14 protein-coding genes are annotated in these 17,677 nt (G+C 49.4%); all 14 read right to left on the bottom strand.

The annotated features are described in order from the left end of the window. Positions 1–3: 3 nt before the first annotated feature. Entirely contained in the window at positions 4–1,098 is a 1,095-nt protein-coding gene (wecB, locus tag ACAW75_RS06185) for a non-hydrolyzing UDP-N-acetylglucosamine 2-epimerase (protein WP_370727815.1), read from the bottom strand. Next, positions 1,095–2,612: a methyltransferase domain-containing protein gene (locus tag ACAW75_RS06180; protein WP_370727814.1), complete on the bottom strand. Its 1,518-nt coding sequence runs from the start codon at positions 2,610–2,612 to the stop codon at positions 1,095–1,097. Before ACAW75_RS06180 ends, wecB begins: the two co-directional genes overlap by 4 nt. 4 nt (positions 2,613–2,616) lie before the next feature. After that, positions 2,617–3,483, bottom strand: coding sequence for a glycosyltransferase family 2 protein (locus tag ACAW75_RS06175; protein WP_370727813.1), 867 nt, complete (start codon positions 3,481–3,483; stop codon positions 2,617–2,619). 1 nt (position 3,484) lies between these two features. Beyond that, complete coding sequence (locus tag ACAW75_RS06170; RefSeq protein WP_370727812.1) at positions 3,485–4,258, bottom strand: FkbM family methyltransferase; 774 nt, start codon at positions 4,256–4,258, stop codon at positions 3,485–3,487. Between the two features lie 30 nt (positions 4,259–4,288). Then, positions 4,289–6,145 carry an asparagine synthase (glutamine-hydrolyzing) gene (gene asnB, locus ACAW75_RS06165; RefSeq protein ID WP_370727811.1) on the bottom strand — a complete coding sequence of 619 codons (1,857 nt, stop codon included), beginning with the start codon at positions 6,143–6,145 and terminating at the stop codon, positions 4,289–4,291. Further along, complete coding sequence (locus tag ACAW75_RS06160; RefSeq protein ID WP_370727810.1) at positions 6,133–7,275, bottom strand: glycosyltransferase; 1,143 nt, start codon at positions 7,273–7,275, stop codon at positions 6,133–6,135. Before ACAW75_RS06160 ends, asnB begins: the two co-directional genes overlap by 13 nt. 6 nt (positions 7,276–7,281) lie before the next feature. Further along, positions 7,282–8,175 (bottom strand): glycosyltransferase family 4 protein, encoded by an 894-nt coding sequence (locus ACAW75_RS06155; protein ID WP_370727809.1) that lies wholly within the window; start codon positions 8,173–8,175, stop codon positions 7,282–7,284. Positions 8,176–8,315: 140 nt separating this feature from the next. After that, positions 8,316–9,458, bottom strand: coding sequence for a DUF8712 domain-containing protein (locus tag ACAW75_RS06150; protein WP_370727808.1), 1,143 nt, complete (start codon positions 9,456–9,458; stop codon positions 8,316–8,318). A gap of 304 nt (positions 9,459–9,762) precedes the next feature. Further along, complete coding sequence (locus tag ACAW75_RS06145) at positions 9,763–11,052, bottom strand: oligosaccharide flippase family protein (protein ID WP_370727807.1); 1,290 nt, start codon at positions 11,050–11,052, stop codon at positions 9,763–9,765. Continuing rightward, positions 11,049–12,233 (bottom strand): glycosyltransferase family 4 protein, encoded by a 1,185-nt coding sequence (locus ACAW75_RS06140; RefSeq protein WP_370727806.1) that lies wholly within the window; start codon positions 12,231–12,233, stop codon positions 11,049–11,051. Before ACAW75_RS06140 ends, ACAW75_RS06145 begins: the two co-directional genes overlap by 4 nt. Positions 12,234–12,240: 7 nt before the next feature. Further along, positions 12,241–13,266 (bottom strand): CgeB family protein, encoded by a 1,026-nt coding sequence (locus ACAW75_RS06135; protein ID WP_370727805.1) that lies wholly within the window; start codon positions 13,264–13,266, stop codon positions 12,241–12,243. After that, positions 13,263–13,814, bottom strand: a complete 552-nt coding sequence (locus tag ACAW75_RS06130; protein WP_370727804.1) for a glycosyltransferase family 4 protein — start codon at positions 13,812–13,814, stop codon at positions 13,263–13,265. Before ACAW75_RS06130 ends, ACAW75_RS06135 begins: the two co-directional genes overlap by 4 nt. A gap of 655 nt (positions 13,815–14,469) precedes the next feature. Next, positions 14,470–15,231: a class I SAM-dependent methyltransferase gene (locus ACAW75_RS06125; protein WP_370727803.1), complete on the bottom strand. Its 762-nt coding sequence runs from the start codon at positions 15,229–15,231 to the stop codon at positions 14,470–14,472. A gap of 22 nt (positions 15,232–15,253) precedes the next feature. After that, complete coding sequence (locus ACAW75_RS06120; RefSeq protein ID WP_370727802.1) at positions 15,254–17,632, bottom strand: GumC family protein; 2,379 nt, start codon at positions 17,630–17,632, stop codon at positions 15,254–15,256. Positions 17,633–17,677: the final 45 nt, after the last annotated feature.

Here is a 17,677-nt window from a genome sequence, read left to right as displayed (position 1 = left end):
AACTTATACATGATCTAGTAGCGCTGCGGCAATTCTTCCTGCGGCTTGTCCATCCCATAGCGGAGGAACGACACCTGTTTTAGCCAATCCATTTCTGATATCGGCCAGGCAATTAGCTGTGGTAGCAGGGTCAAGATCAGCGAGTAATGTATTGGTGCCTAGCGTAATCGTACTAGGCCGTTCAGTGCTTGTCCGGAAGGTAAGGCAAGGGACCTGTAGGTACGTGGTTTCTTCCTGAATACCACCCGAATCGGTCACGACAGCCATCGCATTTTCTATAAGGTTCAAAAACTCTAAATACCCTTGGGGCTCTAACAAGAGTACATTGTCGATTGCTTCCAGTCGATCCATCAAGCCAAATCGACTCAGGTTTGTACGAGTACGAGGATGCAACGGAAATACAACCAGACTATGCAAAGCTGCTTCCTGTACAATTTGTATGATACCCGCTAAGCCCTCCGCTAAATCTACATTCGAGGGACGATGCATTGTAAGCAATATATATTGCCTGAATGCCAGCCCTAACGTAGCTACAGTGTTGATGGAATTTGCCTTTGTGCGATAATGGACGAGCGAGTCGATCATAACATTACCAACAAACTTAATTTTCGCCTTGTCGATACCTTCACATTGTAGGTTATCGAGACCCGCCTGCTCTGTCACAAATAATAGGTCCGACAGATTATCAGTCAGAATGCGGTTGATTTCTTCCGGCATCTGTCGGTCGCCTGACCGTAGGCCTGCTTCAACATGGGCTACCTTGACACCCTGGCGTACCGCCACTAATGCACAGGCCAGCGTGCTTGTTACGTCACCGACCACTACGACCCAATCTGGTTTCTCCGAAATCATGACTAACTCAAATTTAGTCATGATTTCGGCGGTCTGTTGTGTATGGGTACCACTAGATACGCCCAGATAGTAATCTGGTTTTGGTAGTTCGAGCTGATTGAAAAAAACGTCGCTCATCCGGGTATCGTAGTGCTGACCCGTGTGAACGATTTTCGAGATAATGTTGGGTAATTTCTGAAAGGCTCGGTGTAGCGGTGCCACTTTCATAAAGTTAGGCCTGGCACCGACAATAGATATTACTTTCATTTTTTCTGATAAACGGCTATAAACAACGTATCGGCAAAACGGGCTGGCAGGATACCTCGCAGCAGCCGCGCAACAGTATTTGTACCGCCAAACGTCTGTTGTGTGCAAATCCGATACGCATTCCCCAGCATATGAGCCACCGTTTCTACATCGCCGTAATGGTGTACGTATTTTAGATAGGCAGGACGACGAGTCAGCCAGAAACTGATACGTTCCAACGACCGGTATACTGATCGCCGATTGGGAAGCGAGAGAATCATATAGCCGCCTGATTGTAACTGTCGGTCAAGCGTTTCTAAAGCTCCCTGCAAATCGGGGACATATTCGAGGACGCTCGAGCATACGATAGTATTCACTGGTTGTTTGACGAGTGTGTGGGGGGTCGGCAGCATCGCTACCTCAAATTGTTCGTTTGGCCCCGCCTGTTGTTTGGCAAGCCGCACCATCTCTTCCGAGCCATCGATACCAAGCACTTCACAACCTCGTTGGCCTAAGTAATGACTGAAAATACCTGTACCGCAACCTGCATCAAGTACCGTATGGCCGGGTTGCGCGTACTGGTCAAGCAAACGTACCCACACGTCAAATCGCTCCTTGAAGTCGGCTGACTGCTGATACCGCTCTCCAAAGGCTTCTGCAATATCACTATGGAAATCAACGGCTTTCTCGCCGGCATTTTCCCTTTTTCGAGTGTCGTCGGTGTATATGGAGGCAATCATGAAAGGGTATAAGAATGCGTGGCTGAAGTGATAAATGAATCCGGCACGGCCATCCAGGAAGCCCATTAATAGAAAGTACCGCTGAAAAAAATAAAGGAATGGACGTACCCAGATGGGCAATCGGTCCCAGATGCGTTCTTTTAACCAGCGCCGACGGTCGCGTTTATTATTGATACTACTCCAACGTATATGTGCCGATTCCCGTCGGCGCGTTTGCTGCAACTCTTGTGCCTGCAACAGGCTATAGCGCACATGTTTTTCGTACCAAAAAGATACTGGTCGCCGATCATAGTGGATGATGTATGAGTTCAAGGTCGCCGTTGGTCCATCAACAAAAACAAGTTCGTTCATCAGTCGCTCAATGTTAAGTAATTGGGTACGTCTGAACAACACTAACTTCTGCGGTTCGGCATAACCACCATAGCGTATCCAGCGGTTCATAAAATAGAACCGAAGCCGTATTAGGTAACCGGCCAACGGTGGATTCGTAGTGATGGCCTGCTCAATACAAGCTTTAATTTCATCGTGCAGGGTTTCGTCGGCATCCAGGAAGAGAACCCATTCGGTCTGGATGGGCAACTGCCGTACGGCGTAGGTACGTTGGGCCGCGTAGGTATCAAAGGGCCGGTGAAAGACCTTGGCCCCACCTGCCTCGGCCAAGGCGACGGTACGGTCGGTGGATCCTGAGTCAAGCACCAGCACGTCGGCAGCCCAGCCCACCACGCTTTGTAAGCAGGCGGGCAGATTCACCTCTTCGTTCAGCGTCAGAATCAGAATAGTTACGGCGGCGGTCATGGTACTAGGCAGGAGTGGCGACGATAGTCAGCAGGTTTTTACGTTGCCGGTCGCGCTCGTCGAGGTAAACCACTGCAATCATAAACTGGTATAGGAAGGCGTGGCTAAAGTGGTAGACGAACCCCTCTTTCCCATCGAGTATGCCTAACTGGAAAAAATAACGATAGCCAAAATAAAGGAATGGCCGCAGCAGGGCTGGGATATGCCCCCACACCTGTTCTTTTACCCACCGTTTGCGATCGCGTCGGTTGTGACAGTCGGCCCAGCGGAGTGATTTCTGGTCGGCTGCTTTCAGTAGATCATCTACCTGAAAGCGAGTATATCGGGCGTGTTTAGTGTACCAGAAATATACCGTCTTTTTATCCTGGTGGATGATAGGGTGCTGTAATGTCCCAACAGTGCCACTCACGATCACTAATTCATCCATATCGCGCTCGATTCCTACAAGTTTGCTGCGTTGAAAAAGCACAAGTTTGCTGCATTTATCGTAGCCGCCGTGCCGAATCCAGCGATCCATAAACATGAATTTCAGGTTGATGAAATAGCCGCTGTAGGCATCAGGGCGGACTAGAGTCGATTCGATTTCGGCTTTCAGCTGAGCATCAATGTACTCGTCGGCATCCAGGAAGAGAACCCATTCGGTCTGGATGGGCAACTGCCGTACGGCGTAGGTACGTTGGGCCGCGTAGGTATCAAAGGGCCGGTGAAAGACCTTGGCCCCACCTGCCTCGGCCAAGGCGACGGTACGGTCGGTGGATCCTGAGTCAAGCACCAGCACGTCGGCGGCCCAGCCCACCACGCTTTGTAAGCAGGCGGGCAGATTCACCTCTTCGTTCAGCGTCAGAATCAGAATAGTTAGAGGTACAGACATCTCAGCGTTGCTTCAGAAACCAATGTTCGGCAGGCAATGCCAGCGTATTACAAACGGGCCGTTCGGCAAATGGGAATGATGATTTATCACCATCAAGAAGCCGATAATTGTGTTGCAGCAGCAGCGCCTGTACCTCTTTCGCATTTTCATCCGCCACTTCGCAGTAGATAGCCGGCCGAACTTTGCTCAACAGTGTCACGCTACCCTTTAGCACTAGATGTTCAGCAGTTTCAACATCAATTTTTACTAAATCTGGTTTGCCATACTGTGTTAGAAGCGTATCGACTGTTGAAACAGGCACCAAGACCGAATGCCGTATACCACCGGTTTGAGTAGACCCTTTCACTACGTCTAAATAGTTGGTAGTGCGCGCTCGTTGAGCAATATTAAATCGAGCCAGCCCTACCTGATCGGAAAGTGCAAAAGGCAACACATCGATGTTCAGATCGGAATTGAGTTGAATGGAACGCTGTAGCAATGAAGCTAGCCAAACATCAGGCTCAATGGCTAAACACTGGCCTGATGGACCTGTTTTGTGTGCAGCAGCGAATAAAAATAGACCGAGGTTAGCACCAATATCCCAAACCGTATCGCCCGGTCGCACGAACGTCTCGATAAGACGAAAAAATCCGTCATCTGTGTATTGTAGTGTTGGTTTCCAGTACCGTAAACCACCTTCAGGCGTCACGTACAAACTCCGGCCACCAAAACTAGAGGGCAAGCGTCGTTTAAATACTACTCTCCGGCTTAATTTTTCTATTAACGATCGGATCATATGTCGTTGGCAAGTAAGGGTTTAGGGGTGTTAAAAATTGTGCTCGGTTAGCCAATGTTCCAGCACGACCAGTAACCATATTTGGTTCCAGCTAACGCTTGAATCCCCAGCTTGAAAGCGGTTGTAAAACTGCCGAAGAGTAGCCGAATCAAATAGGTCGCGCTTTGCCAACTGCTCGATTTGCTGTGTGCAAAAATGAGCTAAATCATGCCGCAGCCAGACCGCCCACGGAAATCCAAACCCCTTTTTAGGCCGGGTAAGCAGTTCATCAGGCAAGAGGCGGTCCAACGACTTAACAAGCAGGTGTTTAGGGTGTCCATTCATTTTATGACTGTCGGGGAGTTGTAGCATAAACTCCACCAGCTCGTAGTCGAGCAATGGCACGCGCAGCTCTAGTGCATGGGCCATGCTCATTTGGTCAGCATCGCGTAGCAAAAGGGGCTGCGTGTAGGTTGTGAGTTCGCTCACGGTAAGTTGGCTCATTGGCGGCAATTGACGTAGCGTAGGCCAATGCGTCGACAGCAAAGAAGAGAAAGGATTACTATTCAGTGACGTATTCAACAGCCTGTTGATCATAGCTGTCGATGCTGACTGCCGAAAAAGCGGAAATAGCTTCAACGGGTCGAGTGAGGGGAGTTGGGCCAGATCGAGCATTTTTTGCCGGTTCAGGTTTGGCGACAGCCGATTGAGTAACTCCATCCGAACGGCCTTTGGCAACTGCCATAGCAACCGTAACTGCCGTAGCCGGGCGTAGCGGCGGAACGTTGAATAACCTGCGAAGACTTCGTCACCGCCCAGGCCACTTAGAGCCACTGTGATACCTGCCTCCTTGGTTAGCTTCGAAACCATATAGGTATTCGGGCCATCACCACTGGGCTGATCCATACTCGTCAGAATAGCGGGCATTTCAGTTAGCAGTTGTGTAGGACGCAAGGGCAATTCGGTATGTCGTGTATTAAATCGCCGGGCCATCGCCCGTGCCTCCACCGACTCGTCGTAGGCCGTTTCCTCAAATGTAATCGTGAACGTGTTAACGGGCTGTTCGCTCTGTTCGGCCATCAGGGCTACCACAGCTCCGGAGTCGATGCCGCCCGACAGAAATGCCCCCAGCGGCACGTCGCTAACCATCCGACGTGCCACCGCCGCCCGTAGTAACTGCCCAATATGAGCGTGCAGGGTGCTCGGCCGTTGCCAGATGGTTGGGTCGGCGGCAGGTGGGGCCGTTAATTGCCACCAGGGGGCTTCCTGCCACTGCCCATTAACATAATAGGCATAATGGCCAGCGGGGAGTTGCCAAATACTTTCGACGAGTGTACCGGGAGCCGGCACAGTCTGATACTGTAGGTACGCTGGCAGAACCGCCCGATTGAGACGACGGGGGATCTGGTCGGAAGCTAGCAAGGCACGTACCTCCGACCCAAACAGCAGCGACTCTCCAACCTGTGCGTAATAGAATGGCTTCTTGCCTAGCCGGTCGCGGACGGCAAAGAGCCGGGCCGTTTGCCGGTCCCAGATCGCAAATGCAAACATTCCATTGAAGGCGTGAAGGCACTCAATACCCCACCGGTCGTAAGCAGCCAGAACCACTTCCGTATCAGAGTGGGTGCGGAAAGGATAATCGGCGAGGCGTTGCCGGATTGACTGATAATTATAAATCTCTCCGTTGAATACTATCACATACCGCCCAGAATAATCAATGAAGGGTTGATTGGCAGTTTCGCTGAGATCGATGATCGAGAGACGGCGATGCCCTAGCACCACGTTAGCCTCGGCCCAAAGCCCATCGGCATCCGGGCCCCGATGACTCATGTGGTTGATCATGCGTTGCACCGTGGTGCGGTTGGCCACACTGTCTAGGGGAGTTATAAAGCCAGCTATTCCGCACATAGAGCAAGTGAGGGTTGAGTAGGGAATAAGGCTGTGTATGCGACCGTCCAGTGGTGGATATTGGCATACACGTCGAATTGTTTCCTGGCCAGTTCGGCGGCTTGCCGACGGTAAGCAGCATACGTTTCTTCGGGTAAAGACAAGCACGTATCCAGGCAACTGGCAAGAGTATCGGGGTCGTTGTCTACCCAGAAACCTGCCTGTACCTGTGGCAGCACGCCCCAGGGCGTACCCGTTGAGGCAATCACCGGCGTACCCTGCGCCAAGGCCTCCACGACCACATTGCCAAAGTTTTCGGTATGTGAAGGCATCACCAGCGCGTGGGCATTTGCCAGCAGACGTTCTTTGTCTACACCCGTAACCAAGCCCACAAAATCGATTCGGTCGACCAGACCCAGCGCGGCAATTTTCTTTCTCAGTTGGTCTGCGTAGAGGTGATTTGCCTCACCAGCAATGAGCAAGCGGGTAAGCCGTTGGCGAGCTACCAACGACCGGTTAAAGGCTTCGATGAGGTGATCGATTCCTTTTTTTGGGTGAATGCGGCCCATGTACAACAGGTAATTGGCAGGTAAGTGAGGTTGACGTGGCTGCAGAATCAGGAAGTTAGGTAGTTCGATAACGACACTATCAGCCCCGACCTGCTCACGTACATACTGGGTTTCGGCCGCGCAGGTTGTATGAAATACCAACCGATGCCTAAATCGCCGAATCAGAGCTAATATCCATCGCTTTCGGCATGGGCTGTAAACCAACGCGCCCGGGTCGACCTCGCCACGCGGAGACCAAACTACCCTTCTGCCCAGCCACAGGGCTACCAACGCCAGCAGCATAGACGGTGGGTAGAAAAAGCTAGTCAGGTGGACAACATCGGCCCGTCGAAGTACCATCGTTGCGTGCCAAAACAAGCCCAGAGAGAGCGTATGTTGCCATGTCCGTACGTAGCGAACACGGCCCGCCTCGGTGTCGAGCCACTGATCGAGAGGGGTCTCGGGAGGTTGATCGGTTGCTGTTGTGACCACCGTGACACGTACCCCTGTTGCTACCAGCGCACAGGCCAGCCAATACAACGAATTGCTTGGGCCACCTGATTGTGCCGGATAAAAGGTGCCGATGGGGTAGACGATATGCATAAGGCGTTAATCGTGAGCGGTGACTTCGGCGTACAGTGCATCGTACTGCACGGCCACGCGATCTAAAGTATAATGGGAAGCGTTGGCGTAGCCCGCTGCTATAACTGCGTCGCGGTAGGAGGCATCGTGCATCAGCCGAGCTAAGGCCTTACGAATCGCAGCCACATCGTAGGGATCGACAAGACAGGCCCCCGCCCCAGCAATTTCGTTCATAGGCGACAGATCAGCAGTAAGCACAGCACGGCCTACAGCTTGCGCTTCCAGAATTGGCATGCCAAAGCCTTCATAAGTGGTTATGAAGGTAACAATATCACAGGCTTCGTAAGCAGCACGCATTTGCTCATCGCTAAGGTCGACGCGCTCCTCGTAGTCGATGCTGGAGGCAGTCAGAAATGTATGTTGATAGGGACGGAGTTGACCTACCACCACCAGTTTACACGGAATACCGTCTAATGCCTCAGCCAGCCGGAGCAGGTTTTTATGGTCGGCAGTGCCAATCTGCAGCAGTACCGGTGGGTCAGACAGGTTGGGTTTAGGTACGTGCCGTAACGTGGGATCATAGTAATTGCCGATAACACGCACCTTCGTTGCTAGCTTGGCCCCGACGAAACGTCGCAGTTCCTGCTTCGACTTTGCCGAGACGGTAGTAATATATATGGCTCGCCTCATGGGCAGATAATAATAGAGCAGCCAGAGCAACCAATATTTCAGGCGGGGGCCCGCCTGTTCTAATCGCTGTAACGAAATACAATCGTGGATGGTCAGTATGGTCCGGCGAGGTGGCAGGACCAACATTAGATAATGTACATCGCCAGTAATGTGGAAAAGGTCAGCTTGTAGACGGGCGGCGCAGAACCCATTGCGAATCAGGTCATGAAGCTGCGCCCTGTGATGGGGCATTTCGACTTCGGTGATATCGTAATGCTTCTGTTTTCGAATAGCTTGGGCTAACCGAGAAAAAAGCCGCTCGATACTGAATCCTAAATTTTGCTTTCGATATATATAAAGAAGTTCAAGTTTCATTAAATTGACGGCTGTTGCTATATAGTAATATTGAGTCGTTTAGATATAAAATACAAAACCCCCAAAAAAACTATACCAGTAGCACAAGTACCCCAGACACTTAATATGTCTGTTTCTGATAAAATGCCCGCTATGAATAAACTTGGAATCCATAAAAACAGAGAAGGTTTTTTTAATGTAATTTCGAATAGCTTCTTAAAAATAAATCCAAAGAAAAGGCCATACATCCACATGAATACAATTCCACCTATGGGTCCAAAGTTCACATAAGCTTCGCCTACAGGTGAAATGTTGGAACTATTATTGGATTCATTTTCAATGCCTGTGAATCTTTTCATATTCTGAAAACCACCTGTAACAGGTTTTTCATCCCAAACTAACCTAGGTATAAAAGGATAAATAAAAGATAGTAGAATTTCACCATTCGCATAGGGTTCCTGAAAAGGAACGTAATTCATTGCTTTCGCGAGGATTCCGCCTTGATTTAGGCGGTTAAAACTTGAGTATAATATATCTAAGTCTAATAACTCCTCGTAATTGCCTAATCTATTTATAAATAAATCATACAAAAGTGCAGAATCACCTTGACGTTCAATATTAACACCTACCCAGGTTGCTTTGCGATATTGAAACTTAACGCCCTGAATTACTGGTAATAAGGTGAAAATACTAACAGCGATGATAAACTTTAAACTAAAATTCTGACACCATTTTTTACCAATCAAGAGATAAGGTAGCCAAACGACTCCCCATGAAAAGAAGTGTCCAAACATACCCTCACGAACTGTTTGAACTAACATTACTAAAAAAATAATTGTAGAAATTAGATGACGTTTATTATTCCCAGAGTAATGATTGTACAGTAAAGAAGTGTATAAGCAATTGGCAAACAAATTTGTGATTTGTTTGAGAGACACTGGAACAAAAAATTGTATTATGACAGCAACTATACCTATTACAAATAGTACGTAGGTGATGTGACTGTGGTCTTCTAATGTCTTTTTTATGTTTTCTATATACTTATTATGATCTCTGTTATGTTTGTTCATAGATTTTAAACCAAGCGATAACAATATCAATACAGGAATCGTGTAAGAGAAGTAATCCTCTGAATTTACATACATATCCTCTGGTCTGTATGCATAAGCAATTACAGGCATGAGAAGGAGCTGAAAGCTGAAAATGCAAATGATTATTTCGGGAATATTAATGTATCTTCCTGTTGTGTCTACGTAAATACAGAAATTGTAAAAACTCAAGCTAATAGCTAATGATTCTAAAACTGATAAAAGTGTTAGATTCACTAATACAAAAAAAATGATTATACTGGCTGTAAGCAGAATGAAATGCAGATATAAGCTGCTATTTTTTGCAACAGAAGGAGTATGGCTTGTATTATAAACAGACTGTAGCAATTCAGGAAATTGTTTTTGATTCAACTTGATAAAAAACCCTTATTTAAAATTATAGTAATCGTGAAAATAAAAAATAAGCAATCAGCAATTGGCAAAACGCACTACCAATCATGGATAAAGCGGCACCCGCGATACCGAATTGTGGAATAAGCCATAAGTTTAGGAATACGTTGAGGAGAGCACCCGCAATACTCTGCCACAGCACATAGTGCGTCTGGTTTGTGGCGTAAAACTTCGTTTCGAAGAACTGGATGCTCAATGAGCCGACGTACGCGATAGCGATCAGCGGTATGACCAAGAAAGCCGGTTGGTAAGACTCAGTCAGCACCAACCGCCCAATAGTATCGCGAAACAGCAGTAAAAATACGCATATAGGCGCAGAAATCAGCCAGAAGAGCCCTAAGTGTTTCCAGATAGGATTTTGACTATTAGCAGGGGGAGGCAAATCTGCTGGCGTTGACGCATGAGCAGCCAATACGATGGGAGTGAGATGGGTCGTCAAGGGCGAGGCAATGAGCGCCATACGGGCACCAAGGCTGTAGCCGATAGCGTAATAGCCTACGTCGGCGGCAGTAAGCAGTTGATTGATGATGTACCTGTCGGCATAAACTATTACCCAGCCAAATACACCATACAGCATCAGGGGCGAGGCGTAAGGGCGATATATTGCCCAAAAGGCCCGCCTGCCGGTCAACGTACCCCAGTCTCGGCTAAACCGAAACGCCGGGTTGAACTGTCGGGCATTGCGCCAGGCCACAACCGCGAGGATGCCGTTGAGGAGTGCGTAGCAAAGCCATAAGCCTACCACCTGTCTGCCCGACCACCAAGGCCCCAACAACAGCGACAACAGGACTACATTCAGGATAGGACTCAGCCCCTGAAGCAGCGCATACCGTTTGTGCTGAAACGTTATGTTGAGGTAGTCATTACCGATAGAGAAGCAGCACTGCGCCGAGATTGCCAGCCATATCAGCAGCAGCAGCCAGGGCGCGTAGCCCGTCAATACCAGACCTGCCACAATTGCGCCTCCGGCTAGGCACAACCGAAACAATACACCGAGGTAGAATTGGGCCGAAGCCGCAGGAGGTTGTTGCTGGATTGTGAACTTAAACGACTGAATCAGTGGCGTGACCAGGCAGCCATACAACAACAGTCCACCTGCCAGCTGCACATTATATTGCCCCAACTGATCGGGCAGAATATGCATAGCCAATAGCTTACTATAGACAAGCCCGGCTACAGCATTGACCGCCTGCGAACCGTACAGCAGCAGCAGGGTACGCCACGTTTGAACGTACCTAGTCAGTGCCGTCCATATTGATTCGTTGGCGATTTTCATTGGCTGTCAATTACTCTTGACAAGCAATTTTTAAGCGTAAGCAGGTATTGTTCACCATATGCCGCCCAACTTCGATTCTCTTGTCGGGCTATTGTATTGGCTTTCATAGCGTTCAAATGGCCGGGATCGGCATATAACTGATGCAGTCGGCTGGCGAGTTGATCCACGTCACGGATCGGTACTATGTATCCAGTCATACCGTCCTCAATCAGGTCTTCGCCGCCTGTATGGTCTGTAGCTACGACCGGCACACCAGCTGCCAGTAATTGCGGTATCACCATCGATAGCCCCTCTTCAAGTGATGGCTGTACACCTACATCCGCCCGGGCCAGTATGGCAGGCAATTCATAGTGGTTAACATGCCCCCAAAAAGTCCAGTTAGGGCGCTGGTAGCGTTGAATCGTCTCTTTAAGTTCGTCAGCCACATACCCAATAAACCAGACCTGATAGTTAGATTCAGGAATTGGCAGTTTGTGCAGTGCCTCGAATAGATAAATTAAGCCCTTCCGAATGGTAAGAGAACCGACGTACACTATGGTAAACTGCTCAGCGGCGTTACGTTGCGCGGTCTCACCAGCCATGCTGAAGTGCTGACTCGTGCCGTAGGGGTTAACCAATAATTTGTGTTCGGCTACACCATATTGTAGAAAAGTACGTTTCACAAACTGCGAGGGAATTGAAATAAAATCAGCCTCTTCGTACTCTTGACACTCTTTACTGACTACGCGTGAGTCGATGGAAAAGGAGAGGCCAAAGCGGGCGTATTCGTCTCGTAATAGCCTGTCCTGAAAACAAATATGAGAAGACCCCCGCTCAACAATCGCTAGTTTCCCATCCCGTTTGGCCTGCCGAAGGCTGTGTAACGACATACCGCTCCAACCTATAAACACCTTATACGAGTGTGCTTGCTGCTGTAACCGGCCTGCCACCCATTTGTCGAACATATGGCTGTTGGTGTATTCACTGCTTAAGTTCAGGCGGGCGGCTACTGCCAGTGGAATATGAGTATGAATACACTCAAGCGGAATCTGCTCTTTGTCGACACGGGACACGAACCTCCGCATCAGCGTATTGCGCTGCCAGGCATAGCGGGTATAGAAGCCACTAAGTTGCCCGTGCTCTGCCAATTGCTCGGCCAGGTTGAAGGCGTGGAATTTACCAGAGCAGGATACAATAATCATATGCACGTCAATGAGGCAAGGCTAGTGCAGGCAGGAACAAACGGATGAGTTGCTGGGCGCGGTGGGCGTAGGTGTGTTGCGCCAGTGTATGGGCGTAGGCTTCGCGTCGTAGTTCGGCGGCGCGTTCGGGATACGTCAATGCCCATTCAATAGTAGTAATCAGTTCGTCTTGATTGGCGTAGTAGAGCAACTGTTGCTGATGCACATAGTCTGCGCTGAATTCGGGGCAGCTACTGGCTACCTGCAAACCATGCGCGATAGGAATTTCGAAGAATCGCATGTTAGCCGCAGGCATACACCCCTCATCAATCACATTCAGGTTGATTCGGGTTTGATTGAAGGCTTCGGCGTAGGCTTTTCCACGTAGGGGACGTTTATAGGCCAGTTTTCGCACGGCAGGTTGCTCGCACCGGTTCCAGCTTGTGCCCCAAATGGCGATGCGTCGACTCCGAAATTCCCTCGCCACAACCGCAAGTGCCTGCTCTCGTTCGGGTCGCCATGCACCGATAAACCCAATGTCGTTGCTAAACTGCGTGGCTGGTTCAGGTAGGTGGTGCATCGGCAGGTCAGCTCCAAAAGGTAACCATTGTACGTTCCGAAAGCCCATCTGCTTAAATACCGGCACTGTGGCGTTCGAGTATGTAGCTACGCCGTCGTAGAAGGGGGCTGCCTGCTGCACATGGGGTTCCATCAGCAACAGGGGGTCAGGCCAAATTAGTACAAACGGCACACTCGTGAGCGACCGCACAAAGGCGAGGGTGCTAAACAGGATGGGCGAATTACAGAAAACAAGCACCAAATCGGGTCGTTCAGCTACGACGGTCATTGCCAGTTCGCGGTTTGCCTTTCGTCGCCAGCTATCCACTGGCATGAACCGATGCATCAGAGCCCCCAGTTTGCCAATACGCACGTGCCGCCGTTCGGCAGCGTAGATATCGAACGAACGAACCTGTATGCCAACGGTCTCCAGCCCACGCCGGTACGAGGCTTCAAGCCCAAACTCATTCTGGGTACCTACCGTAAGGACTGTCATGGCGTGAGCAAATGTTGTTGCAATGACTGAATAATCCGGTCGTAGCTATGTTGACGAACAAGCTGTAGGGACTGCTGTCCCATTTGTTGCCGCGCCTCTGCCGGTTGCGACATCATTTTCTGGATGGCCTTGGCCAGTTCAGCAACATCGCCGCCCGGTACAACGTACCCATTGACTCCATCTTGCACCAGGTCGTCGGCTCCGCCAACCTGATTGCTTAAGATCAGCGGTAAGCCAAAGTTCATGGCTTCATTAGTCGATAAGCCCCAAGTCTCTTCCTCGGTCGAACACATTACGTATACGTCGGCAACGGCATAATAGTCGCTAACCGCCGACTGATTCACGAAGCCTGTCAGGTATACTGAGGACATGGCTTGCTGTTGTACGTAGCGTTCGATGTCGCCCCGAAGCGGCCCATCGCCCATCAGTATCACGACTATAGCTGGGTTTTTCAGCTTTGCAACCGCTTTCAGTAGATCCAACGGGCGTTTCTTTGCTACGTACTTTCCAGACATCAGAAGCACGAAGGCACCAGGCGGTACTTTCATTTGAGTACGTAGGGCGGCTCTTGTTTCGGCCAAGACGCGCGCCTGTTGGTGAAACCGACAGTTATCCACCGCGTAGGGCATATGAATGAGCTTATGGGGTGCAACTCCCATGTGTGTATACAATCGGCGATTTTGCTCGCCGATATAGAGAAAATAGTCTATGAACGAGAAAAGTCCCTGACCTAGGACAACTCTACGAAGCCGCTGCATCAGCCACGGCTTCGTGCGTTCCAATTTATAGGGAGCTTCACCGCGCAGGCATACGGTATGTCCGAAGAGCTTTGCTGCAATAAGGGCCACCCAGCAGGTAGCATAGGCCCAACCGTGTACCCAGACTATGCTCTTTGGTGCCTGCCACAGGTATCTGATCACAGATAAATTCAGTAGTCCCCAAAACCGATAAATAGATGGATTGAGTGCCTGATTACTAATGAACGCATGGTTGTATCCTTCCAACAGCGGTATATCCCAGCGAACAGATGTATTGAACTGCCGGTCTGTTTCACCATTAAGGCCATGTCGGGAGCAGTATAGCACTTTTAACTGTATGGACTGGTCAATGGCAATCTGGCGATACAATGGGGCAAAATATTGGATCGGATGGCTATTTAAAACAATAATGCTTTTTGTTTCTGTCGATGTAAACACCAGGCTTTTAGGTTTTTTTTTCGGCCACTAAACAAATTGAATAGCCAGTATATGGGATTAACTTGTCGAAAAGCACAGGTAATAATCTAAACGGTAAAATTAGTACCCAACCCAGCCGATAGTCTGCTTGATTGAAAAAACGCAATAGACTTGTTAGCTTTTGGCTAAAAAAACCACTACAGAAAGATATTTGCTGAACCGAAAGACCGGCTATTTCACAGAGCCTTTGCAGATCAGCCTTTGTATAACCGATGCGTACATGACCCCCGTCTTCTACGGGTGGATCAGTGATTAATTTAGACTCGCCATACATTGGTATAAAGTCAAAGTTTGGTGTTGTTAAAAGTAATTTACCTCCTTTTTTCAGGCACCTGCTCATCTCCTTGACCAGCTTCTGGTCATCAATAATATGTTCAATATTCTCTGTGCAAATGATATAATCGAACGAATTTGATAAATCGCCCCTCGCCTCTAAATTCCGAACATCACATACCTCAAATGAGGCTCCTGGGGCGTTGCACATAATAGCTCTTTCTGCTGCGACACGCTGGTTACGATCATCCCAGCTTAAACCTAACGTTTGATACCCTCGCCGGGCGGCACCAATAGTAAAAGCACCAGTTCCGCAGCCTACGTCTAATACCCGACTTTGTCTGGTAGCATCAATTTTTTGTAGGCTTTTAGTCAACCATCTCCAGCGATCTAACACCAATAAGTCTCCATGCAACAACGTAGCAGGGAATCCAATCAAACGAACTAATATACTCATAAGATAGGCTGTGTGAGCAGAGCTATTTGTCGCGGTTCCAGAAGTCAAAACCATGTCCTTTTTTAGCTACTTTTTTGGGCTTTGATTCCTCATTACCATACGTTGAGCGGTACATATAGCCGTAGCCAGCGTCGTAGCCGTACCCGTAGTTGTATTCGTAGTCTTTTTGCATATCAATGCCATTGATGACCAGACACATGTTCGGGAATCGCTTCTCCAGATATAGCGTATTGATATTCTTTAGGAAACCTTTGCCTGTGTATAGGTGACGCACAATGTAGAGGGTCATACTGGCGTATCTAGCCAGAATATTGGCATCCGTCACAAGGCCCACGGGTGGCGTATCGGCAATGACTACGTCGAAGTGTTCGTGCAGGTTTTCGAAGAGATAACGCATTTTCTCGCCGCTAATAAGTTCTGACGGGTTGGGCGGAATAATGCCACAGGGAATGAAAAATAGCTTGTCGTAGCCCGGCACTGGTTTAATGATCTCATCGAGCGTAGCCTGGCCCGATAAATAGCTGGATAGCCCCTGCGGGCTGGTCTCTTTGATGTAGCGGTGCAGTTTGGGCTTCCGCATGTCCAGCTCAAGCATGACCACCTTCTTCTCGGCAATGGCCAGGCTGGCAGCCAGATTGAGCGATATAAACGATTTGCCCTCACCACTAATGCTCGACGTGATCAGAATGGTCTGTTTAACACCGCCATCAGGATTGAAAAACTGAATATTGGTACGCAGCGCCCGAATCTGTTCTGATAAAAGTGACCGGCTTTTAGGCGTCATTTCGAGCGGTGATTCCGTCGAATCTGACTGGATGATTTCTCCAATGATCGGGGTATCGGTCGCCTCTTCAACCTGTGTTTTCCGGCTGATCTTGTTGTTGAAATAGTCGAGCAACCAAAGCACCAGCACGGGTAACAGCAGACCTATTAGCAGAGCGACCAGGTAATAGTTACGTCTGACCGGCTTCACCGGCTGAGGATCGGCTTTGGCATCATCAATCAGCCGGAGATCCGACACCGTTGACGCAAAAGACATGGCCGTTTCTTCTCGTTTTTGCAGCAGGTACGTATACAGGTTGCCTTTAATGCTGGCCTGCCGGGAAATATCGAGCAGTTGCCGTTCTTTCTGAGGAATCGTCCGAATGGTCGATTCAATTCGTTTGTTAGTCGCCTGTAGGTTGCTTTGCGTAGTCAGCAGAATGCGCCGTAGTGTCTGTACATTGTCGGCGATGTTGCGTTTAGTGCTCCGAATTTGATCATCGATCGTCTCAATGGGGACTGACTTTTCGGGCACAGTCCGTATCAGCGTCTCGCGTTTTGCTTCCAGGTCAAGCAGGTTTCCGATCAGGCCCGTCAGTGTGGGGCTTTCCAGACCGGCAGTTGACGGCGACACTACCCGGTTGCCCGTTTTACTGGCCAGATAGGTTTCAATTTCACCCAACGTACCTAGCTGGATGCTGACCTGACTCAGTTGCGCATCATTTTCCTTTACTTTGCCCAGAAAGAGTTCTGACTCTGAACTCAGATCGACAATGCCTGAATTGGTTTTGTACCGCTGAATATCACCTTCTACGGAGGTTAGCTCGCGGGATATAATACTCAGACGGTCTTCAACAAAGCGAAGCGTATTAGCCGCTACCCGGTTTTTATCCTGGAGCGAAGAAAGTTCATAAAAGTAGATCAGCCGATTCACATACGCTTCGGCCCGATCTGGTGCGGTGTCTTCCATTGTCAGGAAGAGTACCGAGGCCGACTTGTTGGGTTGCGATACACGCAGACTCTTCAGGAATGACTTGATCACCTCGTCCCGGTGCTGCATCGTCACCAGAATGTCGCGGTGTTGTTTCGTCACGCTGTCGCGCTTCGTAATCAGTACCAGCCCAAGCGGAGACTGAGTAGCCTGCCCAAACGGACAGGCCACTCCGTCGATGATGGCCTTGCCGGGGGCAATAGATACTTCGAATGGAATATCGTAGGCCGCTTCAGTCGGTTTCAGCACTTTCACGACGATGGGTGCATCGCGGTAAATATCCCGTACCCGCCAGCGGTCTTTGTAGGAGTAGACCATATCCAGGCCCAGGTCGTCCACTACTTTTTCGGCCAGCTTGCGGGATTTGAGCACTTCCATCTCATTCTCCACCTGCTTCTTGGAGCCGAACATGTCGAGTTCTTCCATGAGCGCCTGTTTGGATGAAGCCCCCATATTGTCTTCCTCCTTGATGAGGATACTTGCCTGGGCGCTATAGGAGTACTTCAACGTTGTCAGGTAACCAAACATACCCACCAGGCTTATGATCAGGGTCAGCGCAAACCAGTACCAGTTACGCAGGTATTTCGTCGCCAGGAACTTGATGTATTCCTGACCGAACTGATTTTCTGATTGCCCAATTGATGTCATGTGTGCTTGTTACGGATAGTAAGGGTACTGGGGTAAACTACTAAG

The sequence above is a fragment of the Fibrella arboris genome (assembly GCF_041321095.1).
Classification (GTDB): domain Bacteria; phylum Bacteroidota; class Bacteroidia; order Cytophagales; family Spirosomataceae; genus Fibrella; species Fibrella arboris.
The sequence above is the reverse complement of the archived record's forward strand: the minus strand, read 5'-3'. Positions and strand labels throughout refer to the sequence as shown.

Bases quoted from the DNA above. Each gene is read 5' to 3' on its own strand.
- ACAW75_RS06120 (WP_370727802.1), bottom strand. From the start codon at position 17,632: ATGACATCAATTGGGCAATCAGAAAATCAGTTCGGTCAGGAATACATC.
- ACAW75_RS06180 (WP_370727814.1), bottom strand. From the start codon at position 2,612: ATGACCGCCGCCGTAACTATTCTGATTCTGACGCTGAACGAAGAGGTG.
- ACAW75_RS06160 (WP_370727810.1), bottom strand. From the start codon at position 7,275: ATGCATATCGTCTACCCCATCGGCACCTTTTATCCGGCACAATCAGGT.
- ACAW75_RS06150 (WP_370727808.1), bottom strand. From the start codon at position 9,458: ATGCCTGTAATTGCTTATGCATACAGACCAGAGGATATGTATGTAAAT.
- ACAW75_RS06145 (WP_370727807.1), bottom strand. From the start codon at position 11,052: ATGAAAATCGCCAACGAATCAATATGGACGGCACTGACTAGGTACGTT.
- ACAW75_RS06125 (WP_370727803.1), bottom strand. From the start codon at position 15,231: ATGAGTATATTAGTTCGTTTGATTGGATTCCCTGCTACGTTGTTGCAT.
- ACAW75_RS06135 (WP_370727805.1), bottom strand. From the start codon at position 13,266: ATGACAGTCCTTACGGTAGGTACCCAGAATGAGTTTGGGCTTGAAGCC.
- ACAW75_RS06175 (WP_370727813.1), bottom strand. From the start codon at position 3,483: ATGTCTGTACCTCTAACTATTCTGATTCTGACGCTGAACGAAGAGGTG.
- ACAW75_RS06155 (WP_370727809.1), bottom strand. From the start codon at position 8,175: ATGCCCCATCACAGGGCGCAGCTTCATGACCTGATTCGCAATGGGTTC.
- asnB (WP_370727811.1), bottom strand. From the start codon at position 6,145: ATGTGCGGAATAGCTGGCTTTATAACTCCCCTAGACAGTGTGGCCAAC.
- wecB (WP_370727815.1), bottom strand. From the start codon at position 1,098: ATGAAAGTAATATCTATTGTCGGTGCCAGGCCTAACTTTATGAAAGTG.
- ACAW75_RS06170 (WP_370727812.1), bottom strand. From the start codon at position 4,258: ATGATCCGATCGTTAATAGAAAAATTAAGCCGGAGAGTAGTATTTAAA.
- ACAW75_RS06130 (WP_370727804.1), bottom strand. From the start codon at position 13,814: ATGAAAGTACCGCCTGGTGCCTTCGTGCTTCTGATGTCTGGAAAGTAC.
- ACAW75_RS06140 (WP_370727806.1), bottom strand. From the start codon at position 12,233: ATGATTATTGTATCCTGCTCTGGTAAATTCCACGCCTTCAACCTGGCC.